The sequence below is a fragment of the Melghirimyces profundicolus genome (genome assembly GCF_003054245.1).
GTDB lineage: Bacteria > Bacillota > Bacilli > Thermoactinomycetales > DSM-45169 > Melghirimyces > Melghirimyces profundicolus.
The window spans coordinates 34,927-60,144 of sequence record NZ_QBKR01000022.1 but is presented as its reverse complement, the minus strand read 5'-3'; the positions used below and the strand labels follow the sequence as shown (position 1 = coordinate 60,144).

The following is a 25,218-nucleotide window of genomic DNA, read 5'->3' as shown; positions in this document are numbered from 1 at the left end:
AAAAGCAAGAAACCTTCTTAGATCCCTGAAAAGAAGGTTTCTGCATTGGGGTTTAACGAAAAAATTCCACCAATAAATAAGCGATTCCCGCAGTACCGAAGGAAATCATCGACCACCATACAATTTTTCTCAGATCCCGGGCTAATACCGCTTCAAAAGGAAGAGCGGCTTCTTTTTTTGGACGTTTGACTTTTTTATGTACCATTCCATCGTTACTCCTCTCCAGACTGATTCTTTTTTATCTTACCATTGCCTTTGCCGCCACAGGTAGGAGCAAGTCTTCAAATAGAGATCGGAGGGGATCCTCCGATCTTTTCACACTTTATCTAAATTCCCGGCAGTACCCCAGGAAGAATTATTTTCACCGTTTCCCTACACCGGAAATCTTACGGATCCCCTGATAGATTCGTTTGGATTCTTTAGCGAGTATTGGCGTTAACATGGCCATGATCAGCACATAAAGGGCGGTGAACGGTTGTAAAATGGAGGATAATCCACCCGCACTGCCCAGATTGGCCACAATGATCGAGAATTCCCCTCGGGCCATCAGTGTCAATCCGATGTTCGTCGATGCCTTCGATGACAGTTCAGCACTTCGCCCAGCCAACAATCCAGCTACATTAGCGCCTATCAAAGTAACCAGGACGGCACCTAAGGACAACCAGAGAGCATCACCCAAGGTCGTGGGATCGATGGACAGGCCAAAGCTGAAAAAGAACAGCGCTCCGAAGAAATCACGAAACGGGAGGATCATTTTCTCGATTCGCTTCATATGCTCCGTCTCCGCAATGATGAGGCCGACAAGAAGCGCCCCGATAGCTGCAGCGACATGAATGGTTTCCGAAAACCCTGCAATCAGGAGCAACAGAGCAAAAATCACGAGAATAAACACTTCATTGGATGTGATATTCAACGCTCGATTGAGGAGCGGCACGGCTTTCCGACCGATGAAAAGGATCAACAGCATGTATCCTAAAGCGAGAAGAGCAGACAGAAGGACTCCGCCAAAGGAGGTTGCCCCGCTTAAGATTAAACCGGAGAGGATCGAAAGATAGACGGCGAGGAACACATCTTCAAACAGGGTAGTGCCCAAGATTAACTCTGTTTCCGGATTACCAGCTCGTTTGAGGTCCATCAATACCTTGGCTACGATGGCACTGGAGGAGATGGTGGTAATCCCGGCGACTACCAAAATCTCTTTGAATGAGAAGCCTCCGATCCATCCGAACAGTAGACCCAAAGAGAAGTTGATCGCAAGGTAAATACTTCCCGCCACGAGAATCGACCGACCGGCTTTCTGGAGTCGATCGACGGAAAACTCCAGGCCGAGGTAGAACAGGAGGAAAACAACCCCCATCTGCCCCATAATCATGATCAAATCATCGCTTTGAATAAAACGCAGATCCACCGGACCCAGTTGGGGAGCATGGGGCCCCACCAGCATCCCCACGATAATGTAAAAGGGGACGACTGAAAACCGGAGTTTGTAAGCAATCAGTCCAGCTGCGGCGACAAGAGCGATGGCAACCCCCAATTCAAAGAGGATGTGCTCGTCCACCGATCATTCGCTCCCCTGAAGGATCTGTTTGAAAGCCTTGATGTTTTTTTTCTCACCGGCCACGACCAGGGTGGCGTCTGCTTGAAGCACATGATCCGCACCTGGAGTAATGGTTTGCTTCCGGTTTTTTTCTATGACGGCAATGATGGTGGCTCCGGTTAATTGACGGATTTTCAATTCTCCGATGGTCTTGCCTATGTACGGGGAGTTTCGCTTGATTTTGTACCACTCAATGTGCAATTGATCCAAGGTCACCTCGGCCGTTTCCAACTCCTTGGGTTTATAACTCATGCCGCCCAAGATCCCGGCGACCTGGCGGGCCTCCAAGTCGTTGAGTGTCACCATCGAAATGCTTTCGTCCGGGTCATCGGAATCAAAATGAAAAAGCTCCCTTTTACCATCCTCATCATGAATGACGAGGACCAGTTTCTCGCCTTCGTTGGTATGGATTTGAAATTTACGACCGATTCCGGGTAAATCGATCTCGCGAATATCAGCCATGAGTGGGCCTCCTCCTTATATTCATGTCCGCTAAATAGTATTAGCGGCTATAATTCCGCCGAAAACTGGTTCTTGATGTCCGATAATGTTTCGGATAAGCTAACAATATCATGTCCGATAATGTAAGTCAAATTCCAAAGGAGGGAATCGGTTTGAGTCGATCTCCCACGGTTTCCGATCGGGCCGAAGAGTGGATTCATCGTTTCATCGATGATTTGGCCACCCATGAAGACCTTAACCCCAAAACGCTCCGTGATTACGCCAGCGATTTACGTCACTTTGCCGTTTGGGTCGAAACTGGGTGGAACAATTACCAGGAGGAGGAGCAAGTTTTTCACCCGTCGGAAATCACCACGCCGACGCTGATTCGTTATCGGGAGTACATGCAAACCGTTCGTTCCTTCAAGCCGGCCACCATCAACCGACGGTTGATCACGATCAAGCGCTATTTTGAATGGGCCGTTAAACGAGGAGTAGTTCCTTTAAATCCTGCCCAGCCGGTCAAACTGGTCGCAGCGGAAAAAACCAGTCCGCGGCAGATGACGGATCAGGAGGAGGCGGTCTTGGTAGCGGCGGTGCAACGTCATGGAACCATCCGGGAGCGGACGATCATTCTGCTCATGCTGCACACGGGTTTGCGGACCATGGAGGTCTGCGACCTCCGGTGTCGGGACGTGGTCCTCGGCAAACGAAGCGGCCGCCTCATGGTTCGTTCCGGAAAACGGAACAAACAGCGGGAGGTCCCGCTCAATGTCACCATTCGAACTGCGTTGGAGGAATATTTGGCAACGCAGGACACCCAGGGTGACGATTATCTGTTTCGTTCGGAAAAAACCGGCGGGCGCCTGGGAGAGCGGGCCCTTCGTCACCTGATCCAAAAATACATGCGCCTGGCTGGGTTGGAAGGGTTGAGTGCCCACGATCTCCGGCACCGGTTCGGTTACGTCATGGCCGAGCGGACCCCGCTGCACCGGTTGGCCCAGATCATGGGGCACGACAGCCTGGACACCACCATGATTTACGTTCAGGCGACCCGTTCCGATCTCCAGGCGGAAGTGGAAAAGATCGCATGGCAATAACCCACCCTGGTGGAGAAAGTAGGAAGATCATGGATCTCACCGATATTCTGGTACTTTCAATATTCATCCTCGTAGCTGCGTTCTATCGCGCCGGTTTTTTCTCCTGGTCCACTTTTTGGCCCCTTGCTTTGGGCTCGATTCCGTTTGCGTTTTTTGGAGGATTCCTAACGGTCTCCACTTCCCTATATAAGGTGTTGGTGGGGCTGGTTCTACTCTTCTCCGCTTTTCGTTTGTTGCGTTACAAACAAACGGTAGAGAATGAGCTCAAAAAAGCACCGCTTCCTTTGGCGTATCTCTCCGGGACGGGGATTGGTTTCCTATCCGGTCTGACAGGGGTCGGCGGCGGGATCTTTTTATCTCCTCTCCTTCTGTTCACAGGATGGGCCGACGCCAAAAAAACATCCGGGATCTCGGCTGCCTTTATTTTGGTCAACTCCGTTTCCGGACTATTAGGACACGTATCTAGCGTTCAGCACATTCCGGGGGAAATTGTCTTTTTTGCCGTTGCCGCCCTGATCGGTGGCATCATCGGTACACGGCTGGGAACCCGTCGGGTTGGGGGCATTGGGATTCGTCGATTACTCGCCGTGGTGTTAATCAATGCCGGTTTAAAAATGATGTTTACTAATCAACCCGCCTCCAGTTGGTTAAATCACTCCATGAGGGGGGAATGAACGGTTGTCATCGATTGAACGCACCGCTTATCCTCGGCTCAAGCGCTCGTACACCGAGAAAGAGCTGGAACGGGTCTACACACCGACGGAGGACGAAGCCCGCTTTGTGTACAGCATCGCCCGCGGAACCCAGAATCTTCTCAACGCCATGATTCTGTTGAAGACCTCGCAGCGTCTGGGTTATTTCCCCAATCTGGAAGAGGTACCCAACCCGATTGTCGATCATATTCGGTCTTGGATGAATCTCAAGTCCGACACAGTGCCTGGGTATGATAAACCCCGCAACCGTTATGAACATCAGGCAGCCATCCGCAAATTCCGAGGAATCCAATCCTATGGGAAGGAAGCACAACGCATCGCTCTGGCAGCGGTGCAAAAGGCGGCCCAAGTGATGGACCATCCGGCAGACCTAATTAACGTGGCTATTGCGGAGCTGATTCGACAATCCTTTGAACTGCCCGCCTTCAGCACCTTGGACCGGATGGCCCGACATATCCGCAAAACAGTCAACGACGGTTTTTTTGAACAGGTGATCCAACGTCTAAATGACCGGGAGATCCATCGGCTGGAGGAGCTGCTGGAACGGGGGGAATCCCATTTTAGTGACTATAACCGGTTAAAAAACCTACCCAAGAAACCCAAACTATCAGAGATCCGGGAACGGTTAGATCACTTGGCCTGGTTGATCACCTTCGGCGATGCAGGATCATACCTGGAAGGGATCCCGCCGGCGAAGGTGAATCATTTTGCTGCCCAGGCTAAAGCTTTGGATGCTCGGAAATGAAAGATTTTTCACGGGAAAAGCGAATCACCCTTCTCCTCTGTCTGATGCATCGGGGGCAAGCAAAGACACGGGATCACCTCGGGACACTGTTCATTAAACGGATGGCAAGCCTCCATAAGGCCGGCAAAGAGGAATTGGAGCGAGTGAGGGAGCAACACCGGGAGCGGACGGAATCCCTGGTTTCAACCTTGACGGAAGTGCTGCAATCCTTACAGGATGATCCCCAGGACGCGGAAGCAGGCCGCCTTGTGAAAGCGACTCTCGCCGCCCACGGGGGCATCTCCGATCTCCTCAACGACTGTGAAGCCGTCGCTTCTTGCCACGGTAACAACTACCTTCCCCTGATCCTGAAGTTCTTTCGAAGGAACAGTCATCGTTCGGTTTTGTTCCGTGTGATTGATGCACTCCGCCTTGATTCTACATCGGAGGATCGCCGACTCATCCAGGCTTTGGAGTTTGTGAAAGAACACCGGAACCTTCGAGGCGATTGGCTGCCGGACGAGGTGGACCTATCGTTCGCCCCAGAGGCATGGCAGAGGATCATCCGGGTCAAAAAGCGCGTCGGCGGCTATGAGATTGCTCGCCGACAACTGGAAGTGTGTGTCTTTTCCTGCCTAGCGACGGAACTGAAAACCGGAGATGTCTGCATCCAGGATTCTGATGATTTCGCCGATTACCGGGAACAACTGCTTTCTTGGGAAGAATGCTCCCCTCTGCTACCCGACTACCTGGATGAGATGGACTTTCCCGAATCGGGACGGGAGTTTATCCAACATTTACAAGACTGGATGAACGGCACCTGCCAGGCCGTAGACCGTAAGTATCCCGACTGCGGCGATGTGGTGGTGATCAATGAAAAAGGCGAACCCGAGTTGAAAAAGGTCCGGGCAAAAGATCCCACAGCTGACCAGAAGCACTTGGAACAACTCATCCTCGAACGGATGCCGGAGCGAAGCATCCTCGATATCTTGTGCAACGTGGAGCACTGGGTCCGATGGACCCGTCATTTTGGACCACTGTCCGGCTCCGATCCCAAGCTGGAAAAACCGACGGAACGATACATCCTCAATACCTTCACCTACGGTTGCAACTTGGGACCTGCCCAGGCTGCCCGTCACATGCGGGGACTGGTCACTCCCAAGATGCTTTCATTCGTGAACCAACGCCACATCACGGCAAAGAAGCTGGATCAAGCAATCAAGGACGTTATCAATGAATATTACCGGTTCGATCTTCCCCAACTGTGGGGAAGCGGCAAGACGGCGGCCGCCGACGGGACCAAGTACGACATCTACGAGGAAAACTTGTTGGCCGAATACCACATTCGCTACGGGGGATATGGCGGAATCGCCTACCACCATGTGTCGGATAACTACATCGCCCTGTTCAGTCACTTCATTCCTTGCGGTGTGTGGGAGGCGGTCTACATCATCGAAGGCCTGTTGAAAAACGAGTCCGATATCCAGCCGGATACGGTTCATGCCGACACCCAGGGGCAATCCACGCCGGTGTTCGCATTGGCCCATCTGCTGGGGATTAAGCTAATGCCGCGGATCCGCAACCTGAAGCATCGGACGTTTTTCCGTCCCTTTGAGGATGTTCGATACCGACATATTGACGGATTGTTTACCGAAACGATCGATTGGAAACTCATTGAGACGCATTGGAAAGACCTCCTTCGGGTCGTACTCTCTATCAAGGCCGGGAAAATCTCCTCCGCCACGCTGCTTCGCAAACTCAGTAACTACAGCCGAAAGAACCGGTTATACAAGGCGTTCCGGGAGTTGGGCCGGGTGGTCCGGACCGTGTTTCTTCTCGAGTACATTTCCGATTTGGAACTGCGCCAACAAATCACAGCCACGACGAACAAGGCAGAAGCATATAACGGCTTTTCCAAATGGCTCTTTTTTGGCGGTGAGAGCGTCATTGCCGACAACGATCCCGAAGAGCAGGAAAAGGCAATCAAGTACAACGATCTGGTGGCCAACGCAGTTATCTTTCAGAACGTCGTGGATCTTACCGCCGCGTTGCGGGAGTTGACTAAGGAGGGTTACGGATTTGATAGCGAATCCGTGGCCGCCCTAAGCCCCTACATGACCAGTCATATCAAGCGTTTCGGGGACTATATCATCGATATGGACAATGCCCCGGAACCGCCAGAGCCGGAATTGATCTTTCCGGAAAGTCTCCCCCTCGAGGTGTCGGTATAGCTCGGCTTCGTCTATGGTGATGGGATGGAATAAGAGATGGGAGGGATACCACTTTGGTATCCCTCCCATCAAATCATCTCCATATATCCCTCTAATTTGGTCTGTACAGGCCATAAACCCTCCTCCGAATACCCTTCAACCTGAAGTTTTTCTTCCCTAGAAACTCCGGTACAAATGGATAAAATTCAATTATTTTACATTTGGAACAAATAATCAGTCTAACGGTATATATTACACGTATCTCGGACTAACCCCATGTACTCCAAAGACAAGGATGGGGTAACCCCTATGCTGACTTCGGTATACTTTGGCTCTACGGAGGTGACACAGCTATTGGTTGACCAAGGTGCGCGTCTTAATCTGTACGAAGCGGCGGCCGTGGGAGATGTCCATGCTGTAAAAGAAAACTTGGAGAAAGATTTTGAACTACTTGATGTCCACAGTGAGGATGGATGGACCGCTTTGCACCTCGCTTCCTTCTTCGGACATCAAAAAGTAGCACGACTCCTCTTAGATCAAGGGGCGGAAGTGAATGTGCTTTCCAAAAATGCGATGAAAAATCTTCCTTTGCACGCCGCCTTGGCGGGTCAGCGAACGGAAATAGCCAAAATGCTGATCGATGCAAATAGTGACATTTCGGTTCAAGACAGCGCTGGATGGAGTCCCTTACACCATGCGGCAGCTCATGGGGCAGATGAAATCGTTGACATTCTACTTGAACGTGGGGCTAATCCTAAGCTGAAAAATAATTCAGGAGAAACACCTTTGATTTTGGCCGAAAAAAAAGGTCACAAATCCTTGGCGAAACGATTATTGGATGTATTGCTGATTTCGTAGTATTGCTGGTTCTGCCCCTTGTACGGTGAGCAACCATCCCGAAGCAAACCACATGAAGACAAGGCCCCCGCCCATATCACCTTTACCGGAGTGCGTTTGATGGTTACATCTTCATGAAACTCTTCCCCTTTCGCTCTCTCCAGACCATCAGGTAAAGAAGAACGACCGGGGCCAAGATGATACTGGAGGCAATCAGGCCGAATACGGCAGAGCTTCTCCAGACAATGGCTCCCACCAGGGGGCCGCCCAGAATTTCCCCGAGGGCGTGAATCTGACCTTGGGTGGAGAGAATGGTGGCCCGTAGGTGGGATTCCCGGATCTGTTCATGGATCCATGCGTTGTAGATTGGCTGATTGGTCCCTCGGAGAATATAGGTGATCCAGTAGGCAGCCAAGGCCATCCAAAATTCCCCGGTTACGGCGAAGGCGAAGATGGATCCTGTCATCAGGCTGTTAATGACCAATAACACGGCCACTTTTTCCAGTCGTCCGGTCTTTTGGAATCGGCGTTGGATCCATTCCACCGCGATAATGTTCAGGACCATGGCAACGGCGTTGATTCCGCCGATCCAGACGACATCCGGAATATCGATGAAACCAGGAAACCGGAAGTTCTCCAGCAGATGCAGAGTGTACAGGCGATCAAACCCCTCGCTGTACAATCCGCTGAAAAGGCTGATCCCAAGGATGACGACCAGAACGGTACTGGCTCGTACCGCCTTGACGCCAAGGAAAAATGTCCCCCACATGGCCCTCCAAGTGTTTTCCTCCCGGGAATCGGAAGGAGTGAACCTGTTCTCGGGAAAGCCGAGCCAAACAAATAACGCCAGTGCAAAATACATGACCCCCGAGACCTGCAGCGGAAAGGAAAGATCATAAGAGGCCAATCCCGTTCCTGCAGCCATGCCGGCCAAAGTGAGAAACTGAGCGACTTGGGCCCCGCGCAGATAGAGTCCTTCCATCCCGTCGCCACCCCGCTCATCGGCGATCCAAGCCTGATCAGCGCCGCTGAGAAATGTGTATCCGACTCCCCACAAAACCTGAGCCCCCAACACAGCACCAAAGAGGGGGACGCTTCCCTCCAACAGGAATCCACATCCCGTCAACAACAAGCCGATGGCCATCGAGCGCTTCCGGCTGTACAGATCCGCCACCACCCCGGTGGGGATTTCAAAGAGAAAACAGCTCACTTCCAACGCGAACCCGATCCACAGAAGCTGAACGGCATCCAACCCCACTTCTTGAATTCGGTAAACGGAAGCTGCGGTGGAATACACAGCGAATAAAAAAGCCGTGGCACCCATATACACAAGGTACATATGATAAGCGAACATGCGTCGATCCATTTATATTTTCATCCCTTCTGTGTTCGGTCGATGATGAACACAGGCAGGCCATTCCCAAGACAAAAAGGACAGGAAGACCCCTTCCTGTCCTGACATAAAAACCGCACAGCCCGTAAAGGCCGGTGATCTTAGGGACGGGAAGCCACCCATGCTCTTAAACGAAACCCGGAAAACGGCACAGAAAAGAAACCTGTAAAATAACAGGTTTTTTCGCTTTGGCGGTCTCTTATGCCGTCTTCTTTTGTTTGGTCAGTTTAAAATCACGGCTGGCAAGGATAATCCCTCATTTCCGACCGCGGGTGAGATCTCGGTCGGGTTGGCATGGTACGACATTATCTTATATCAAACCTTCCGAAAAGTACACAAAGGGATACCAATAGCATTTTTCGATTCAGTGCTTATTTTAAACGACACGGATTACCTCCGAGGTTGGCTTTCGTTCCCGGTACCGAATTCGCCCGGAAGAAGTTTGATCTGTATGAATCGTTTTGCTCGTTAATGTTTTGTTACATATTGTTTTAGTTCAAGGTTTAAAAAATATGGACCCGACCCTCTTTATTTTGGGATCGTTGTGGGTACTTTCTATATCGCTTGGGTATTCTCTTCGCTCATTGGAGCTTTGATTGGAAATCAAATCGATCCTGGAAAATGGGGATTGGACCTGGCGTTTCCGGTTACTTTTGTAGCTCTTCTGATCCCCGGTCTTAAAGAAAGTCCCGTGATTGCTACAGCACTCACTGCTGCAGTAATCGCGATGGGGCTCGAATATTTAATACCGGGTAATGTATTTACGATTATTCTTACGGGTGTTTTGTCACCGCTGGTGGGTCTTTATCTGAAGAGGGGGTCCCAAGATGCTTAATGAGTGGATTCTAATCGGATTACTATCCGTTTCCACCTATGTATCACGAATCATCGGAGTCGAAATAATGGCACGACGAAAGATGGGTTCTGCCTTTCGTATATATTTTAATTATGTCCCTGTTGCAATTATATCGGCACTGATCATCAAACAAATCTTAGTACCCACGGAAGGACATCTGGATATTTCATATCCGGTTCTTATCGGCTGTCTTTCCACAGCCATTACAATGAAGATAATCAAAATATTCCTTCCTTCTGTTGTGATTGGAATCATGATTGGATTGTTAGCCCGTTATTTTTTAATAAGTTAAATTGGGAATAGATATCACCGATTTGGTTTTCTGTCATCCAGTCAACAACAAAGGCAGGATAAACAAAGCAACCATCCCTTTTTCATCCCTGTACAATAGCGGCCCCTGATTCCGCCGTACCCCCCTGTCAGATACAAAACACCGACCCCATTTATGATAACGGGGCCGGTGTTTGACTTTTGAGTGCTGAGGAATCGGGACGGCAAGGTTCCGGTTAAGCCCCCCACCACCGCTCGATCGATGATCAGGCATTTTCAAAACCGATTTTACCGAACTGTTTCCCCTCCTCCATTCGGAGAAAGGCTTGTCGGGCTTCTGACAGCGGGTATGTCCGGTCCATCACCGGGCGGATCCGGTGCTCCGAGACAAAGCGGAGCATCTCGCGAAACTCTTCGGTGCTTCCCATGGTGGTTCCCATCAGGGTGAACTGGCCGAAGAAAAAGGGGCGAAGAGGGATCTCCACGGTTTTGCCGCTGGTTTCACCGAAGTTGACCAGTCTCCCCCCGGGGCGGAGGCGGTCGAGGCACTGGTCAAAGGTGGCCGGTCCCACGCTGTCGATCACCAGGTCCACCTGTTCGCCCTTCATTTGCTCCGCCCAGTCCCCGTGGCTGTCAATGGCCGCGTCGGCTCCCAGCTCCAGGGCTTGCTTTCGTTTTTCTTCGCTTCGGGAAGTGACGGTCACCCGGGCTCCCGCCGCCTTGGCCATCTGCAGGAGAAAGGTGGCCACCCCGCTGCCGATGCCCGGGATCAGGAGATGTTCCCCTTCTTTCACCTGGCCGCGGGTGAAGAGAGCCCGGTATGCCGTCAGGGCGGCCAGGGGAAGTACACCGGCTTCCGCCCAGGTCAGGTGGGTCGGCTTCGGTTCCACGTTTTCCGCCCGGATGCGGATTTCCTCCGCGAAGGTTCCGTGGGTGGGCGCCCCCAGGATTTCGAATCCGGCCGGCGGGGCTTCACTTTTAACAGGCCAGCCGAGACTGGGGTTGATCACCACTTCCTGTCCCACCCGGAATGACTCGACCCCTTCGCCGACGGCTTTCACCACCCCTGCTCCGTCGGAGCCGAGGATGACCGGATCGGACGACTCCCGCTTGCGGAACAGAGTCCAAATGTCCCGGTGATTCAGACCGGAAGCCTTCAGGGCCACCGTCACTTCGCCGGGACCCGGGGTCGGCTCCTCCATTGCCGTCACTTTCAGTCCGTCAAAGCCTTCGGGTTGATGATGGACGACTGCTTTCACTGGGATCCCCTCCTGGCTGTGTCTACGGTTCCATCTTATCACAGGAAACGTGACCCGAGGGAGATGAATGGGCGTTGCCCAATCGAATCATGGAAAAGTTGAGAGTGGACGCCGCCACCGCTTTCGCCAGCGGGAGGAACCGGGGAAGGAACCGAACTTCCGCCCCCGTTGACGCCAATCGCTCCAAACTCGGGGATCTCCTCCACCCCGGCAGGCTGAACGCTCTTCTCCGATACCCAGTACCCGGCGGTGGAGTCGAAGAGACGAAAAGAAGACGCCGGCAGTTTGTAACGATAAAGTCGATGTTTCCCGATGCGGGGGAGCCACCTGCTTTCCATCGCGATTACCTTCGGCGCCGGTGAGGGGCCCATCAACATCTCCACCTCTTCCCGCCGGCTGTCCGGTTTGGGCCAGAAAATCACCCGGGGGCAATTCCGGGGAAACCAGTAGTGGGCTTCCCGGGCACCGTCGATGGCCCAGACGGAAGGAGGACGGTCGGGATGACGGGGATGGGACCGGGGATGAAAAACCCGGATCTCCGGTTCGTCGCTGAAATGGTACAAATACGCCGGCTTCAACGAAGAAAGCCCCCTTCCGAGTGCAGGATTTGTCCCGTGATCCATTGCGCTTCCCGGCTTGCCAAAAACGCGATCAGACGCGCGGCGTCCACGGGTTCACCCGGGCGGCCCATCGGGAATCGGGGCAGGAGTTCCTTCCGAATCTCGTCTGTCATCCAGCCGGTGTCCGTCGGTCCGGGGTTGACCGCATTCACCGTGATTCCCTTGGGAGCCGCCTCCGCCGCCAGTGTACGGGTGAAGGCATCCATTCCCCCTTTCGTCGCGGCATAGGCCAGCTCCCCCGGCATCGGGCCGAGGGACTGACCCGAGGTCATGGAAATGATGCGCCCGCCCCGGCCGGCTTCGCACCGTTTGACGAATGCTGCACTCAGAAGCAGGGGCGCCCGAAGGTTGACCGCGTAATGGACGTCCAGCACTTCCGCATCCAGCGTGTCGAAGGAGACGTCCCGTACGGAATGGGCGGCATTGTTCACCAGGACCCGGGGAAGATGCCACGTACTTTCCACCTCGTCCAGCAGTTTCATGGGAGCGGAGGGATCAGAAAGATCGAGCGGGGAAAAGCGGGCGCGGATTCCTTTTTCCCTCAATTCCCGTTTCAGCTTTTCCGCTTCCTCTTCTTCGGGGCCCGGCCGGCAGGTGAACCATATATCGGCGCCTCCTTCGGCCAATGCCCGGCAGATCGCCGCTCCGATCCCCTTCAACCGGCCGGCGCCGGTCACCAGGGCGGAATCCCGGTTTTGCTTAGACTCCATGGAAAACCTCCCCTGCCTCCGTTTGTCGTCCGTGAGAGGCGGGAGCGCCCCGTTCATTTCGCTGCAAATAGGCGGCCTCCAGATAAAATTCTTCCCGGCCTTCTTCTGCCTTTCCCTCGGGCAGGAACGAGAGGGCCAACTTTCGGGCGATCTCCCTCCGGGCTTCCGGGAACATCTCTTCCCTTCCGGCCAGAAAATGGCCCAAAAGCGCCCATTCCGCATCTTTCATCCCGATCAATTCCCCGGAGGTGAAGACCGGGGCTTCGTGCCGATAAAGCGGTTGGATTCGGGGAATCCGGCCCGGGTCTCTGTGAACCACCATCGTGCCCGCGGCCAGGTCTCCCAACCGCTTTTCCTTCCCGTTGATAAAAACAGTCAGGACCCCGGTCAGGTAAAGAAGAGGCAGCGTGTCGACGATTCGAAGCAGGTTTCGCAACACGATGGCCAGAAAACCCGGGGCGGTCCCCCGGTCAGTCACCACCGTGAGGCCCATCGCTTTTTTGCCCAAGGTTTGCCCGTTCAGAAAGTATTCGGTCAAGGTATAGTAACAAAGCGGAAGAAAGAAAAACTGAAACAGAAAGATGCCGATGGTGACCGAAGACCAGAATGGAGTTCCCACACCTGTGGAATACAGGGAAAAAAGGATGGCAAATACCAGGAGGGTGCCGTTGACGACCCCCAGGATCAGCCAGTCGATCAAAAGGGAGACGGCCCGGCTGCCAATCCCTGCAGTGTGAAAATCCAGTTTTACGTGTTCGGGAGTGGTCACCGAAACCCGGTTTTCCATGGAATCACTCCTTTGAAAAGGCTTCATGATACAATGGACGCGGAGGTGAAACCAATCGAATGCTCACCCAATCCGCCCATCGATGGACCCATTTTATCCAAAAACATCAACCGGAATGGGACCGGTTGGAGGAACTCATCCGACGTTGCCGCTCCCGTCGGGCCGGAAGGGAAGAATTGGACGAGCTCGGCCATACCTACCGAAGAACGGCGGCTCATCTGGCCTACGCGCAGACGTATTTTCCCGACCAGCCCGTCGTATCTTACCTGAACGGTCTGGTCGGCCGGGCCCATCAGACGATTTACGCCACCAACGCCAAAGGAGACCTGAAGGAGGGACTTCGCTTCTTCACCCGGCGTTTCCCGGTACTGTTCCATGAACGGGCTCCCTTTTTCCTGATCTCTTTGCTCCTTTTTGCGGCGGGAGCCGGCCTCTCCTTCGGTCTGACTTGGGTGGATCCCGCCAATGCGAACGCCTTCCTCCCCCCCGGCTTGGCCGAGGTCGATCCGAAAGGGATTCAGAACGGGAACCAGTGGGATCATGCGATTGTCTCCGGTCAGATCATGACCAATAATATCCGGGTCGCTTTTCTTTGCTTCGCCTTGGGAGCGTTATTGGGAGTCGGAACCGTCTGGGTGCTGTTTATGAACGGGCTTCTGATCGGCAGTCTGGCCGCTCTGTTCCACCGGGCCGGCGAAGCTTATTCTTTCTGGGCTTACATCTGGCCCCACGGAGTGATTGAGCTAGCCGCCATCTTCATCGCCGGGGCAGCCGGACTCTCCCTCGCCTATGCGTTCTGGGTTCCCGGAGAGTTGACCCGTCTGGAGTCCTTTAAACGGGAAGGAAAGGTGACGGTCCAGTTGGTGCTCGGTGTGATTCCCATGTTTATCGTCGCAGGTTTGATCGAAGGTTTTATCACCCCGGCTCCATGGCCGCTTTGGACGAAATATGGAATCGCCCTCGCCACCCTGACGGCCTTGTTCCTCTACTTCGGACGGCCCGCTTTCGTCCTGGTCCGTCGGCGGTCTCATGCCCCGTTGGTTCGTTGATGGACCTCTTTCATTGTAACCGAAAAATACGAAAAAAAGGGAAAAGAAAGGAAAACCGGCCTCTCTCCGAGAGAGCCGGTTTTCTCCGGATGAACGATGGATCGATCAGAGACCCCTCTTCCCATAACCCTCCGTCACCAGATCGAGCTTGCCCGTCTCAGGGTGGATGACCAGCCCGTGCACCGGCACGCCTTCCGGGAGCAGCGGGTGGTTTCGGAGGATCGCTGCACTCTTTTGGACGCTCTCCTCCACGGAGTCAAATCCTTGCAACCACGTTTCCAACCGGATCCCCGACCGTTCCAGGGTATCAATGACGGAACGGGGAACCCCCCGGTCCGTCATCTTCTCCACCGTTCGTGCCGGCTGGATCCCGGCCATGCCACAATCGTGGTGACCCACCACGCAGACTTCCTCCGCTCCCAGTTCATAGATGGCGACGAACAGGCTGCGTGTAATGTTGTCGAAGGGGTCGGAGATGATCGCCCCGGCGTTCTTGATGATCTTGGCGTCCCCGTTTCTCAGATTCATCGCTTCGGGCAGCAGTTGAGTCAAACGGGTGTCCATGCAGGACAGGATCACCAGTTTTTTGTCCGGGAATTTGGTGGTCCGGTAGGGTTCGTACTGTTGGTTTTCGACGAATGTACGGTTATGTTCCAGGATTTCATTTAACAAGCTGATATGTTTTCCCTCCCTGCATCTGTGCCTGTTTTTCTTATTTTAAACGAAAAACCGGCCGAACCGGAGACGAAAAACCCCAATGTCCGAATCATTTTTATTAAAACGGTTACCTGACCGTTTTAATAAAAACTTTGAAGACAGGACTGCTTTATTATATGAAGATGGGATATTGGAAGCAATGCAGGGGTTATTTCGGCTGCAGGGGATGTTTCTGGTTTGGAAAATGAATTCGATTTTTTAAAGAAAGGTTTGTATTGCAGACTCGTTTGTAATAATATGATCCATTCCGCTTGAGAGGTTTTTGGGGTTGGAGAACAGTGGAACTGAAAACTGGAATTAGCGTTACTGGCAACCTCCATATGAAAAGTATCTAAGAAATCAAAACCGTGCCATGGTCAGTCTCACCCTGTTTTTTTGACTTTGTGGCTGGTGTCCCGTGTAGTGCTTCAGCAAGAATTCCGGCCGTGAAGATTAATTCTTCTCGGTCAACCGCTCCCTCAAAATCCAGAATAAGGTCCGTTAAGGGGGATGCCCCTCGTCCCATGAAGGTTTCCTGTCCAGAGTTTCTCCGCGAGGGGAGTCGATCCTGTGCTTCTATACAAAGGATTGTTTGCAAAGGACCCGTTGACCAAGGTCAGTTGGGGCGGGACGTGTCCGATGTCCACATCATAGATGACCGGAACATGCAACGGGCCGAAAGCAGTGTGAAGGGCGTCTACTCGATCAAAATCCTTCGTCTCCCGGTACCCTCCTGGGCGTCCAAACAATACCCCCTGTGTGTATCGGAACCAGCCGTTTTCTCGCAAGGTCCAGAGGGCGCGGTAGATTTCGCCGGCAGAGGACTCTGCGCTCTCCAGATACCAGAGGATGCCCTCATCGGCAAATTTTTCGGCGAAGGAATGGACGGGGGCATAGGGGGTGCCGGCCAATGAGGCCAAGGTTTCCAGACAGCCGCCGATCAACCTTCCGGAGACGGTGACAGAGTTTCTTTTCCCGAGGACTTTCCACTGTGTGGGGGTGTCCAAGTGAAAGCCGGTTCCCGGATGTTGAAAAGCTTGTTCCCAGGAAGACTGATAATTTTCCGAAGAATGCTGTACCACATTCCCACCAACTTCTGTCCCGAGAACGTCAGTCCATCGCCTGGTCAGAGGGTCCCACTCGGAAGCGCGTAAATCACAGTAATTGGTACCATGGGCGGTGGCCACGCTGGTGTTCAGGGTGAACACAAAGGTCAGCGTGCTGATGTCCGAATATCCCAGGATCCATTTTGGTGAAAGGGACCGTATCTCTTTCCGTCGATTAAAGGCAAGAGATCAATCAAAAACTCCCCGCCCCAAGGCGGTATGATCGTGTTGATGGAGGGATCGGAAAGAAACCCCATCAGCTCCTTTGCCCGCTCTTCCTTCGGAGCACTGGCTCCCTTGCACTGGTTCCAGATAGTTGACCCTTCGATCACGGTAAAACCTGCCTGGGTCACACGATCTTTTGCTTCTCGGAGCAGCACGTGGAGCGATTCCTCCACTCCACTGGATGGTGCGGTTACAGCGATTTTATCTCCCGTTCGCAGGGGCTTGGGATAACGAATGAAAGAATGCATGGTTCCCTCCGTTTGGTGGTTTTGATAATCCATAGAGAAACGATCCGTTTGATCCCGCTGTCATGGGGCAGGCTGGGTGTAGAGCCACAGAGGTGTTGCCTCTTCCTGTCCGGGATGGACTCGACGGGGCGTTCCCCGGTTCGCGACATTGAAACGTGCCATGTGGGTTCCTCCACGGTGGTCAGCGACCGGGGGTTGCTGGAACTATCCGACGCGGTCGAGGAAGTCCAGCACGCGTTGCGTGAGCAGCGCCGCGGCGCTCTGGTCGTAGTCGGGCAGGCTGCTGTCTGTGAAGAGGTGTCGATCGCCGGGATAGAGAAACAGCTCCGCGGTGTCGATGGTCTCTGCGAGCTGGTGAACGATGTCGACGTCGCCCCACTCGTCACCGTCCATGGTGTGGATCTGGAGCGGGACGTCCTGCGGCCACGGGCAGCCGAAGTGGTCGGTCGGCACGCAGGAGTGGATCAGTAGGGCTGCCTTCGCGCCGGTGCGTGTCTGCACCAGCTTCTGTGCAGGCATGACGCCGAGCGAGAACCCGATGTAAACCGTCTCGGGCGGCAGGTCTTCGGCGGCCGTGACGCCGCGGGCGATGATCTCGTCGAAGCCGACCTGCTCTGCGTGGTCGACGCCTGCCTGGAGCGAGTCGAAGGTTGCTCCGTCGTAGAGGTCCGGGACCGCGACCGGGTGGCCGGCGGCGCGGAGCGTGTCGGCGAAGGCGAGGACGCCGGGCGTCCGTCCCTGAGCGTGGTGGAACTCGATGACGTCGGTCATGACGGGTCCTTCCGGTCGGGGAAGTGAGGCTGTTCTGTGGGGTAGGCCGCGGCGGTGAAGCCGTGCACGACGTCGCCGGAGGGTGGGAGCCGGGTGAACTCGTCGGCCTGGTCGGCCGGGATACGGACGTCCCGGAGCGTGCAGCGAACCGCCGTCTCCATGGTCCAACGAATCCAGTCATACTGTTTTGCTGATACATTCATCTTTTCGACCTCCTCGATCAATTCTGATTTTACTGATAATGATTGGCGAGGGGAAATGGTCCCGGTGAAGATCGACCCCAAGAGTGGAAAGGCCGGAGTATTTGGAGACTCGGTCTGAACTCATTGTTGTTGTCTTCAGGGATTTACCTGAGGAGGATTGGGATCGTTCCTTCTGCACACGTGGCCACTACATCACGCTACCCGTCTCTGTGATGGGAGTGGCCGGTCATGATACTCAAGGACGCCGATGGATTGAGATCGTTTACAAATGGTCGGTTTGCTCACTTTTTATTTTCCTCTAATCGGTCTATATGCTCTCCCTTTATATTTTTTATTCCAACGACAATGTTCACTACCTGTCCGTCCGGGTATTTCTTCAACTCTTTTTGAAGCCATTTTTCCGCTGCTTGATTCTTGGAGGATGGAATATAGTCAACATATGAATGTTTGCCTCCCTCCTTGCAAATCACCATGAGCCATGCCACACGATCATATCCCTTTTTCGGAGGTGAATTCCTAAACACCTCCTTCTTTCTTTGATCCATTCCCTCTCGATCGAGGGTACATTCTCCGCTGATTTTACTTTTTTGATAAGCTGTTTCAAAAAAACGCCCTCTCTCTTCGTATTTTTTCGGAAAGACAACGGCCTTCCACTGTGGGTTGCCAGGCTTTGGCGGATTGGCGTCCTTTTGAATGAATGGGACACAACCAATAATTAGTGCCACAACCATGAGTATCAGGACGAGGTTCTTCATAATCACTCTCCCCCTATTTAGACGTATGAATCAAATACAAAGTTGCTGATTGTTGTGGAGAAAACGATGTTGACAGCCCGGGATGGGAAGACCCAGCTGGCCCTGGACATCATTCGGCCGAAGACGAAGGAGTCGTACCGACGATTTTCTTTTCGTCTCCCTATTACAACACCTTGGGCCGGGGCTACAAACACGAACGGAAGACTCCCTGGGACGAAACCCTGACTACCACGCCGGAGCCTTGGGCTCCCTCCGAGTGGTATGACGAGTATTTCGTACCCAGGGGCTATGCGGTCGCCATGCTGGACATGCGGGGAACGCGCAATTCCTCGGGATGCCAGGTCTACGGCGGCCGGGAGCTGGTGTATTCTGTGGTTGTAGAACGAAAAAAGAAAGCCTAACCAAGAGCGTTGGCCTTCGGGACGCTCAAAAAAATAGACGCTCATCGGCGCCTTTCGATTTTCCCTTTTCGGATAAGCCGATCGATCTTTTCATTTTGCTTCCTCTCCCACCTGATGTTATCACAATAGAAGGACAAAACTTACTATTGCTCTGACGGGATCTTCTCCGTCCGGTTCCAAGGCGACTTTCGTCGCAAACAGTATTCTTCAAATAATAGTGGAAAGATAAACTTTTCCATTGAATCTTGACCTTTGGAATCGGACTTTTTTTAGTTCCTCTTTCCAATACCCACTCCAAAATGGCAATCACCTCTGTTCTCTGTTTATCCTTCATCCGAATGCCGTCAAACAAAACGATCTACGAATGAGACTCCAGAATCCGTTTTAAATCATAGATTCGTCGCTCCCCTCCCCCATAGTCGATGTCGGGGTCCCGACGTTAAAACACGGAAACGGACGCTAAGCAGCCCTACCATCCAAAATGAAAAATACCGCACGCTCAGAAACCGGTTACGTGAGGAATCGGTTTTGTATGAATTACTCACTTCTTCAGGGAACCACGTTCAGGAGAATATCCCTCCTCAAAAATTTCCGTTACGAGTTTTTGCAATTCATTTGGCCGGTTTCATGTCTATTGTAACGAAAACTTGCGGGTTAAAGCGGACGAACTCATCACAGAAAGTATTTTCTGTGATGAGTTTTGGCATTCGAATAACCTGTTTACACTTTGAATTAATATAAGTATAATTTGAATAATTATTCGAAAGGAGGCACCTGTATGGAACGTATGTCAATCCGCTTTGTTGGAAGACTACCTTAAAGAATCAGAGGAAATCAATTATTTACACCATGACATTCAACAAAAGGCAGATGAAATAACGAGCTCCCATCAGACGGAGATAGACTGTATAAAGTATACATTCGAGTTTGTTCGTGACCAAATTCATCATTCTTGGGATATTCAAAGTACCAAAGTAACTTGTAAAGCATCCGAAGTTCTGCAACATGGAGAAGGGATTTGTTACGCAAAGTCCCATTTGCTTGCGGCTTTGTTAAGGGCTCAGGGGATTCCGACGGGATTTTGTTATCAACGGTTAACCTTGGGCTCGACTCCGGAAACAGGCTATGCAGTCCATTGTCTTAATGCGGTTTACCTTGACTTTACGGAGAAATGGATTCGCCTCGATGCCAGAGGGAATAAACCCGGTGTGCAAGCGGAATTTTCAATTGATATGGAAAAATTGGCTTTCCCTGTTCGACCCGAACTGGGAGAAATCGATTATCCCGTAATTTATACAAATCCGCAAACAGCAAATGTATTAAAAGAACATATGAACGCACTTGAGATGTATCAGTATCACTTACCAACACACCTCTAAGTATTAGACCAAAAACCCGGAATTCTTAACGTACAATTTTCTTTTTTCGGTACGGTTAAGGGTTATCGGGAACCGTGGAGATGTTTATAAAGGGTGAGACATAAAGAATCCGCTCCTTGTGTTTGAATATGTTACCTGCCTTTGGACGTCCATCTCAGAATATACCATTTACCCCCATCTGAAACTGTATATATTACACGTATCTCGGACTACCCCCTTCTTCAGTTTTCATTGCGTCTGCTTTCGTTTTATGAACAGTACCGAAAGGATGCTCAGGTGGCGCATAAATCGAGTAAAGTTTCAGTGGTGTATCCCCTGTATTGATTAAATTGTGCCATGTACCAGCAGGTACCATGATGGCATAATCATCATAAACTTCTGCTTCAAAATCCAATTGATCTTTCCGATCACCCATTTGAACCAATCCTTGCCCTTCTTCAATACGTAAGAATTGATCAACGGTAGGATGAATCTCTAAACCGATGTCATCCCCAACATCGATACTCATCACGGTCACTTGTAAATGATCTCCTGTCCATAAGGCGGTACGAAACGTATTATTTTGCTTAGCTGCTTTATTAATATTTACAACAAACGGTTTTCTTCCATAATCGATTAATTCTATATTGCCTTCTTGGTTAAATCGATTTGCATAACCACTGGCATAGGCCCGACAAACAGAGGCGCAATGTAGACAGACTTGTGCGCAGTGCTGGGAGTGCGGGTCCGGGTATTTCATGCATTCCTGACCGCATCGTTCACAAATGTGGGCACAGAGGAGTGCCATTTGTTTGGAGATACAGCTGCATCGGGCCAGCATCTGGGCGGTCAACGCACAGATGTCGGCACAATCCCGGAGCAAGCGGAGTTGTCTGCTGCGGAAGGCGGCATCGGGCATGGAAGCCACCATGGTGACCATGTGGTCGCAGACAACCTGACAATGCTGGACGATCTGAACTAAAGACATATGACCACTTACATTTGCATGACTGGTTGTTACGGACATAATGATCCCTCCTGGGCGAAAGTCATTTATACATTTTTATGCCCATAGGGAGGTATTCGTTCTTATCCGCTGCTCGACCCACAAGGGAATTGTCGACCTCCGAAGTTCTTCTGAAACCACTTTTGTACTCAGAAATATGCGATTAAAAGGATGAACAGGAAAAAGAAGTGAACTTAGTGCCTGTTTATCCTCCATATACAAGTCAATTTTGTGAATTTGGAGGGTTTTTGGCGGGTCGGCGGGCCATTCGGAGGGATTGGAGGTCCTTTCGGTATCCTATCCATGCCGGTCCTCTTCCCCCGATCCATCCCTTCAAAGACCACTTCCTTGGCCTCTTTGGCCCATCCGGTCCGTTCCAAGAGAACTGATAGGGGAACCCCGCTCCAAATACCTTGGCTGATCGCCCCTTCTTCCCATTGTTCCCCGAACACAGGGGGATAGAATCGGGTCCGCTGGTTTCCCGAACATTCCAGAACCACCTTCAGCGAACGGGCGGGCATGGACAAAAGTTCTCCGGGGTGAAACACTCGGGGACAGTGGACACCCCCCTCCACTGTAAGGCTCGGGAACTGAATGTCCGGATCGGGATAAGGAAAATGATTTCTTCGGAAAAAGAGGAATTCTGATCTTTCCTCTTTTAAAAAACGGATCGGGGTCTCCTGGTTCTCTGGTTGGAGGGAACGGGTGGTGAGATAGGGACGGACCTGCCGCTTTCTCCTGCTCATCTAAAAGCTCCTTCCGCTTCGTTTCCTGTACACCTTATTTCTATGACATAGAGAAAGGGTGTAATTTGAAAAATTCGAACAAAGGTAAATCTGGCAGGACCCCTTTAAGGAACGTTTAAAAAACAAAGAACCTTTGCTTTGTTACGTGTGTGGTCCCCGGACGGCGTGGTTTTGTTCGTCGTGGGCCGCTCAGGTGAAGGCTTTTGGATGGCCGGTTTTTGGCTTTGTCGGCGATATCAAGATAAAAGTCTACCGTTTCCTGTTCGTCTTTCAGGGCGAATTCCAGTCCTTCCTTGCAGTCGTCTGGGCAGGCTTCCCTATAATCAGCATCTAAAACAAAAGCACTCGTCGATCTCGTCGGGGGCTCAATCTTTATGTGATGAAATTTATGATAAAATAGTAGTAAGAAAGTAAGAATCCCAAAAATCCCTGTAAGGGGTGGATTTTATGCATCACGTCAATCGAATCAGTTCAAAAAATCAGGTGACCCTACCCAAACAGGTCCAAGATCTTTTGGATGTTCGTGAGGGGGATTACATCACCTATCGCATTGAGGATGGTCGAGTTTATGTGACCAAAGTGGGTCTGATCCCCTTTGATGAGATTCAGAAGCTGAAAGGCAAACAAAAGCCGGATTAAGGCGGGAAACCATGCTGAAAGCGATCGGGTTATTTCTTCTTGCGGGACTTGCCGAAATTGGAGGCGGTTATCTCGTCTGGTTGTGGCTCAGAGAAGGAAAGTCAGCTACTTGGGGACTCATCGGTGGATTGGTTTTGTTTCTGTACGGAGTGATTGCCACTTTTCAGGCCTTTCCTTCTTTCGGTCGCGTTTATGCTGCTTATGGCGGAGTGTTTATCTTGCTGTCGGTGCTGTGGGGCTGGGGGATTGACCAAAAGACCCCTGACCGGTACGATTGGATTGGCGCCGGCATTTGCCTGCTTGGAGTCGTTATCATGCTCTGGGCTCCTCGAAGTTAAAAGAGAAGATGTGGTTCCTTATTTGAAAACCGGAGGACAGAAGGTGACAAAGGAGATGAAAAATGAAACGATTTTGGGAATACCTCTCCTTGACCGTGGGCTCGTTCATTGTCGCCGTTGGATTGGAATTGATCTTGGCTCCCAACGGCTTGGTGGATGGTGGAGTGACAGCCGTTGCGATTATGTCCAATAAGCTCTGGGAGATCCCGCTTTGGGTGGTCTTTCTCGGACTGAATCTTCCGATTCTGCTGTTCACCGCCAGAGTGACCGGGAAAAGGTTTGTCATTCGCACCCTTTATGCCAATGCAGTTACGACCGTTGGTTTGATTCTGTTTAAACCGATCCCGGCCATCACGACTTCAGAAGTTCTGATTGTTCTCTACGGAGGGCTTCTGTTGGGAGTGGGAATCGGCCTTGTAGTCAAAACCGGAGGAGCGATTGACGGAACAGAGATGCTTGCCGTTTGGTTTCACAAACGCTTCCACATCCCCATCACCACCTTTCTACTGGCGTTGAACGCGGTCATTTTCACGGCTGCCGCTTTCGTTTACACCCTGGAAAAAGCTATGTTCTCCTTGGCGGTTTTCTACATCGTGACCAAAATGATCGATTTCGTGATGGATGGTTTGAACCAGGCGAAATCCGTGATGATCATCTCGGAGAAGCCGGAGGAAGTGGGAAAACGGCTGGTTTATGACCTGGAAGTTTCCCTCACCTTTCTTCGCGGAGAGGGTGGATACTCCGGAGACGAAAAACGAATCATTTATTGCATCGTGGACCGCTTCGAGTATCCCAAGCTGAAAGAACTGGTGCTGGAAACGGATCCTGGGGCGATTATGGAAGCGTCGTATGTCGCGGAGACCGCCGGCGTCGAATACAAATCCCTGTTTCCGTATCCCAAAGGCTGAAATGATCATTTATGGAGTTGAACGAGTCCGTTGGTACCGAAAAGAGAGCACAAGAAACTCACATGGCGTAGCATCCTGAAACGAGGCATCATGATCCTGCTGGGATCGTCCTTGGTAGCTGTGGGACTGGAAATTTTTCTGGTTCCGAACCATATCATTGATGGCGACATCGTCGGGGTCTCCATCATTCTTTCCTACTTGAGTGGTCTCCCCTCGGGGGCTTTCCTTTTCTGCTTAAACCTCCCCTTCTTCTTCTGGGGGTACAAAGCAATCGGAGATATTCACGATGTAAAGGGAGGACGCTTTAAAAAGCGCAATATTCATTAGAAAGTGGAGGGACGATGGCGGCTTGTCCTGTCTGCAAGGGGAAAGGAAAGATAAAAACGATGCTACCGATACCGATGGAAGTTCCTTGTGCTTATTGTGGCGGAACCGGGAAGAAACCCAAACAGGATCAAGAAAAACAAGAAACCTTCTTTGACCGACTGAAAAAAAGGTTTCTTGAGCGCTAAAAAAGCCAACCTCACCGGTTGGTGTTTAGTCTAAATCCTACCCAATCGATTCGTTTTACCATTTAATGGGTGAATGGTGCCTGAGTCGAGCTTTGCTACCTCTCCCCCCCTCTTATTATGATTTTCTAAGGCCACTATACCCCTATTAATTGCTTTCTTGTAATAGAGATTATTTTGGGAATCAGATCAGGGTATCTCTCTACCCCTGGGTAAAATATAAAACGGGCTTATATTGGAAATTTAACGGCCTATATTTAGGAAATCCTTACGTTTCAGCACTTTGTTTGTTACTTCATTATTTGCTCAGTTGTTTAAAATATAATTGTTTGTGATACAAACATGTTTGGATTTCTTGTGATTAAATCCACTCTGTCAGAGGATAACAACAACCATTTTCTCAATCTCTGCCGATAGCATCTCGTAAACTTTTGCGTACGTACCCTGAAAAACTCATTTTCCTGCAAAAGAGGAGGCCGCTTCGTGGATGTCATATTAATAACTGACTTACCAAGTAATGATCGAGTAACTTTCACGACATCATCGGTCAAGATCTGCCCCTCTTTCTGTAGCGGACAATGCTTCCAGACAGTGGATTTGACTCGTTAAACAACAACCGGGCGGAAGGGGATCCCCATTCTTTCGATGAGGATAGTATCCCGAATTTGTAATGCTACCCTAAAAGTGCAACACACATACCGTATATGTAACTGAGGCCCACATCCCCAAAAACTTTTGGAACA

Annotated in this window: 28 protein-coding genes and 2 pseudogenes; 13 read left to right on the top strand and 17 right to left on the bottom strand. The window is 51.5% G+C overall.

Translation table 11 applies throughout. The features are described from left to right. Positions 1-52: 52 nt before the first annotated feature. From C8P63_RS19200 to C8P63_RS14515, 3 genes are all read right to left on the bottom strand, one after another. On the bottom strand, positions 53-205 hold the full coding sequence (locus C8P63_RS19200) for a hypothetical protein (protein ID WP_170109682.1): 153 nt from the start codon (positions 203-205) through the stop codon (positions 53-55). Positions 206-361: 156 nt separating this feature from the next. Beyond that, positions 362-1,558: a cation:proton antiporter gene (locus tag C8P63_RS14520; protein WP_108025368.1), complete on the bottom strand. Its 1,197-nt coding sequence runs from the start codon at positions 1,556-1,558 to the stop codon at positions 362-364. A gap of 3 nt (positions 1,559-1,561) precedes the next feature. Then, the gene (locus C8P63_RS14515) at positions 1,562-2,059 is read right to left on the bottom strand and encodes a cation:proton antiporter regulatory subunit (protein ID WP_108025367.1); all 498 of its coding nucleotides are present in this window, start codon (positions 2,057-2,059) and stop codon (positions 1,562-1,564) included. 152 nt (positions 2,060-2,211) lie between these two features. Here C8P63_RS14515 and C8P63_RS14510 point away from each other — a divergent pair, with 152 nt between their 5' ends. The 4 genes and pseudogenes from C8P63_RS14510 (at position 2,212) to C8P63_RS14495 (ending at position 7,643) form a co-directional block, all read left to right on the top strand. Beyond that, positions 2,212-3,138: a tyrosine-type recombinase/integrase gene (locus C8P63_RS14510; RefSeq protein WP_108025366.1), complete on the top strand. Its 927-nt coding sequence runs from the start codon at positions 2,212-2,214 to the stop codon at positions 3,136-3,138. A 29-nt stretch (positions 3,139-3,167) separates the two neighbouring features. After that, the gene (locus C8P63_RS14505) at positions 3,168-3,812 is read left to right on the top strand and encodes a sulfite exporter TauE/SafE family protein (protein ID WP_170109681.1); all 645 of its coding nucleotides are present in this window, start codon (positions 3,168-3,170) and stop codon (positions 3,810-3,812) included. A 4-nt stretch (positions 3,813-3,816) separates the two neighbouring features. After that, positions 3,817-6,806 (top strand): annotated as a pseudogene (locus tag C8P63_RS14500) (Tn3 family transposase). 333 nt (positions 6,807-7,139) lie between these two features. Next, the gene (locus C8P63_RS14495) at positions 7,140-7,643 is read left to right on the top strand and encodes an ankyrin repeat domain-containing protein (protein WP_170109680.1); all 504 of its coding nucleotides are present in this window, start codon (positions 7,140-7,142) and stop codon (positions 7,641-7,643) included. Between the two features lie 103 nt (positions 7,644-7,746). Here the strand turns inward: C8P63_RS14495 and C8P63_RS14490 are convergent, their stop codons facing one another. After that, a complete protein-coding gene (locus C8P63_RS14490; protein WP_108025363.1) occupies positions 7,747-8,988 on the bottom strand; it encodes an MFS transporter in 1,242 nt (413 codons plus the stop codon). Positions 8,989-9,559: 571 nt separating this feature from the next. Here C8P63_RS14490 and C8P63_RS14485 point away from each other — a divergent pair. Continuing rightward, entirely contained in the window at positions 9,560-9,850 is a 291-nt protein-coding gene (locus tag C8P63_RS14485; protein ID WP_211308288.1) for a hypothetical protein, read from the top strand. Beyond that, complete coding sequence (locus tag C8P63_RS14480; RefSeq protein WP_108025362.1) at positions 9,843-10,163, top strand: AzlD domain-containing protein; 321 nt, start codon at positions 9,843-9,845, stop codon at positions 10,161-10,163. The genes C8P63_RS14485 and C8P63_RS14480 overlap by 8 nt, the downstream gene beginning before the upstream one ends. 244 nt (positions 10,164-10,407) lie before the next feature. On the opposite strand, the gene C8P63_RS14475 is transcribed toward C8P63_RS14480, so the two are convergent. From C8P63_RS14475 to C8P63_RS14460, 5 genes and pseudogenes are all read right to left on the bottom strand, one after another. Next, complete coding sequence (locus C8P63_RS14475; RefSeq protein WP_170109679.1) at positions 10,408-11,400, bottom strand: quinone oxidoreductase family protein; 993 nt, start codon at positions 11,398-11,400, stop codon at positions 10,408-10,410. A gap of 22 nt (positions 11,401-11,422) precedes the next feature. Next, positions 11,423-11,578 carry a DUF6886 family protein gene (locus C8P63_RS20090; RefSeq protein ID WP_425437316.1) on the bottom strand — a complete coding sequence of 52 codons (156 nt, stop codon included), beginning with the start codon at positions 11,576-11,578 and terminating at the stop codon, positions 11,423-11,425. Between the two features lie 25 nt (positions 11,579-11,603). Further along, positions 11,604-12,023 (bottom strand): annotated as a pseudogene (locus tag C8P63_RS14470) (DUF6886 family protein); the annotation flags it as partial. Next, positions 11,975-12,730 (bottom strand): SDR family oxidoreductase, encoded by a 756-nt coding sequence (locus tag C8P63_RS14465; RefSeq protein WP_108025360.1) that lies wholly within the window; start codon positions 12,728-12,730, stop codon positions 11,975-11,977. The gene C8P63_RS14465 and the pseudogene C8P63_RS14470, both read right to left, overlap by 49 nt. Next, complete coding sequence (locus tag C8P63_RS14460) at positions 12,720-13,517, bottom strand: RDD family protein (RefSeq protein ID WP_170109678.1); 798 nt, start codon at positions 13,515-13,517, stop codon at positions 12,720-12,722. The genes C8P63_RS14465 and C8P63_RS14460 overlap by 11 nt, the downstream gene beginning before the upstream one ends. Positions 13,518-13,576: 59 nt before the next feature. Between C8P63_RS14460 and C8P63_RS14455 the strand changes: the two genes are divergently transcribed. Next, on the top strand, positions 13,577-14,566 hold the full coding sequence (locus C8P63_RS14455) for a stage II sporulation protein M (RefSeq protein ID WP_108025358.1): 990 nt from the start codon (positions 13,577-13,579) through the stop codon (positions 14,564-14,566). Positions 14,567-14,671: 105 nt separating this feature from the next. Here the strand turns inward: C8P63_RS14455 and C8P63_RS14450 are convergent, their stop codons facing one another. The 6 genes from C8P63_RS14450 to C8P63_RS14430 all read right to left on the bottom strand — a co-directional run bounded on the left by C8P63_RS14450 (position 14,672) and on the right by C8P63_RS14430 (position 18,570). After that, positions 14,672-15,244, bottom strand: a complete 573-nt coding sequence (locus tag C8P63_RS14450) for a beta-class carbonic anhydrase (protein ID WP_108025357.1) — start codon at positions 15,242-15,244, stop codon at positions 14,672-14,674. A gap of 497 nt (positions 15,245-15,741) precedes the next feature. After that, positions 15,742-16,344, bottom strand: a complete 603-nt coding sequence (locus C8P63_RS19925; protein ID WP_342748082.1) for a S66 peptidase family protein — start codon at positions 16,342-16,344, stop codon at positions 15,742-15,744. Positions 16,345-16,475: 131 nt separating this feature from the next. After that, the gene (locus tag C8P63_RS19920) at positions 16,476-16,841 is read right to left on the bottom strand and encodes an LD-carboxypeptidase (RefSeq protein ID WP_425437315.1); all 366 of its coding nucleotides are present in this window, start codon (positions 16,839-16,841) and stop codon (positions 16,476-16,478) included. 204 nt (positions 16,842-17,045) lie between these two features. Beyond that, positions 17,046-17,612, bottom strand: coding sequence for a dienelactone hydrolase family protein (locus tag C8P63_RS14440; RefSeq protein WP_108025356.1), 567 nt, complete (start codon positions 17,610-17,612; stop codon positions 17,046-17,048). Beyond that, positions 17,609-17,815, bottom strand: coding sequence for a hypothetical protein (locus C8P63_RS14435; RefSeq protein ID WP_108025355.1), 207 nt, complete (start codon positions 17,813-17,815; stop codon positions 17,609-17,611). Before C8P63_RS14435 ends, C8P63_RS14440 begins: the two co-directional genes overlap by 4 nt. Before the next feature lie 281 nt (positions 17,816-18,096). Then, positions 18,097-18,570, bottom strand: coding sequence for a hypothetical protein (locus C8P63_RS14430; protein ID WP_108025354.1), 474 nt, complete (start codon positions 18,568-18,570; stop codon positions 18,097-18,099). A gap of 29 nt (positions 18,571-18,599) precedes the next feature. On the opposite strand from C8P63_RS14430, the gene C8P63_RS20085 reads away from it, so the two are divergent. Together C8P63_RS20085 and C8P63_RS14420 are read left to right on the top strand one after the other, a co-directional pair. After that, positions 18,600-18,971 (top strand): CocE/NonD family hydrolase, encoded by a 372-nt coding sequence (locus C8P63_RS20085; protein WP_108025353.1) that lies wholly within the window; start codon positions 18,600-18,602, stop codon positions 18,969-18,971. Positions 18,972-19,771: 800 nt separating this feature from the next. Continuing rightward, on the top strand, positions 19,772-20,350 hold the full coding sequence (locus C8P63_RS14420) for a transglutaminase-like domain-containing protein (protein WP_245920931.1): 579 nt from the start codon (positions 19,772-19,774) through the stop codon (positions 20,348-20,350). Between the two features lie 193 nt (positions 20,351-20,543). Here the strand turns inward: C8P63_RS14420 and C8P63_RS14415 are convergent, their stop codons facing one another. Then, positions 20,544-21,317: a four-helix bundle copper-binding protein gene (locus C8P63_RS14415; protein WP_483869523.1), complete on the bottom strand. Its 774-nt coding sequence runs from the start codon at positions 21,315-21,317 to the stop codon at positions 20,544-20,546. Positions 21,318-21,529: 212 nt separating this feature from the next. Further along, positions 21,530-22,081: a molybdopterin-dependent oxidoreductase gene (locus tag C8P63_RS20080; protein ID WP_108025351.1), complete on the bottom strand. Its 552-nt coding sequence runs from the start codon at positions 22,079-22,081 to the stop codon at positions 21,530-21,532. A 447-nt stretch (positions 22,082-22,528) separates the two neighbouring features. Here C8P63_RS20080 and C8P63_RS14400 point away from each other — a divergent pair, with 447 nt between their 5' ends. The 4 genes from C8P63_RS14400 (at position 22,529) to C8P63_RS14385 (ending at position 24,293) form a co-directional block, all read left to right on the top strand. Continuing rightward, positions 22,529-22,720, top strand: coding sequence for an AbrB/MazE/SpoVT family DNA-binding domain-containing protein (locus tag C8P63_RS14400; RefSeq protein WP_108025350.1), 192 nt, complete (start codon positions 22,529-22,531; stop codon positions 22,718-22,720). Positions 22,721-22,731: 11 nt separating this feature from the next. Next, positions 22,732-23,058, top strand: a complete 327-nt coding sequence (locus C8P63_RS14395; protein WP_108025349.1) for a YnfA family protein — start codon at positions 22,732-22,734, stop codon at positions 23,056-23,058. Positions 23,059-23,120: 62 nt separating this feature from the next. Beyond that, positions 23,121-23,966 (top strand): YitT family protein, encoded by an 846-nt coding sequence (locus tag C8P63_RS14390; RefSeq protein WP_108025348.1) that lies wholly within the window; start codon positions 23,121-23,123, stop codon positions 23,964-23,966. A 90-nt stretch (positions 23,967-24,056) separates the two neighbouring features. Next, on the top strand, positions 24,057-24,293 hold the full coding sequence (locus C8P63_RS14385; protein WP_108025347.1) for a YitT family protein: 237 nt from the start codon (positions 24,057-24,059) through the stop codon (positions 24,291-24,293). The last annotated feature ends 925 nt before the right edge of the window (positions 24,294-25,218 follow it).

Bases quoted from the DNA above. Each gene is read 5' to 3' on its own strand.
- C8P63_RS19200 (WP_170109682.1), bottom strand. From the start codon at position 205: ATGGTACATAAAAAAGTCAAACGTCCAAAAAAAGAAGCCGCTCTTCCT.
- C8P63_RS14515 (WP_108025367.1), bottom strand. From the start codon at position 2,059: ATGGCTGATATTCGCGAGATCGATTTACCCGGAATCGGTCGTAAATTT.
- C8P63_RS14505 (WP_170109681.1), top strand. From the start codon at position 3,168: ATGGATCTCACCGATATTCTGGTACTTTCAATATTCATCCTCGTAGCT.
- C8P63_RS14490 (WP_108025363.1), bottom strand. From the start codon at position 8,988: ATGGATCGACGCATGTTCGCTTATCATATGTACCTTGTGTATATGGGT.
- C8P63_RS14480 (WP_108025362.1), top strand. From the start codon at position 9,843: ATGCTTAATGAGTGGATTCTAATCGGATTACTATCCGTTTCCACCTAT.
- C8P63_RS14465 (WP_108025360.1), bottom strand. From the start codon at position 12,730: ATGGAGTCTAAGCAAAACCGGGATTCCGCCCTGGTGACCGGCGCCGGC.
- C8P63_RS14460 (WP_170109678.1), bottom strand. From the start codon at position 13,517: ATGGAAAACCGGGTTTCGGTGACCACTCCCGAACACGTAAAACTGGAT.
- C8P63_RS14455 (WP_108025358.1), top strand. From the start codon at position 13,577: ATGCTCACCCAATCCGCCCATCGATGGACCCATTTTATCCAAAAACAT.
- C8P63_RS19920 (WP_425437315.1), bottom strand. From the start codon at position 16,841: ATGCATTCTTTCATTCGTTATCCCAAGCCCCTGCGAACGGGAGATAAA.
- C8P63_RS14440 (WP_108025356.1), bottom strand. From the start codon at position 17,612: ATGACCGACGTCATCGAGTTCCACCACGCTCAGGGACGGACGCCCGGC.
- C8P63_RS14435 (WP_108025355.1), bottom strand. From the start codon at position 17,815: ATGAATGTATCAGCAAAACAGTATGACTGGATTCGTTGGACCATGGAG.
- C8P63_RS14430 (WP_108025354.1), bottom strand. From the start codon at position 18,570: ATGAAGAACCTCGTCCTGATACTCATGGTTGTGGCACTAATTATTGGT.
- C8P63_RS14415 (WP_483869523.1), bottom strand. From the start codon at position 21,317: ATGTCTTTAGTTCAGATCGTCCAGCATTGTCAGGTTGTCTGCGACCAC.
- C8P63_RS20080 (WP_108025351.1), bottom strand. From the start codon at position 22,081: ATGAGCAGGAGAAAGCGGCAGGTCCGTCCCTATCTCACCACCCGTTCC.
- C8P63_RS14400 (WP_108025350.1), top strand. From the start codon at position 22,529: ATGCATCACGTCAATCGAATCAGTTCAAAAAATCAGGTGACCCTACCC.
- C8P63_RS14395 (WP_108025349.1), top strand. From the start codon at position 22,732: ATGCTGAAAGCGATCGGGTTATTTCTTCTTGCGGGACTTGCCGAAATT.
- C8P63_RS14390 (WP_108025348.1), top strand. From the start codon at position 23,121: ATGAAACGATTTTGGGAATACCTCTCCTTGACCGTGGGCTCGTTCATT.
- C8P63_RS14385 (WP_108025347.1), top strand. From the start codon at position 24,057: ATGATCCTGCTGGGATCGTCCTTGGTAGCTGTGGGACTGGAAATTTTT.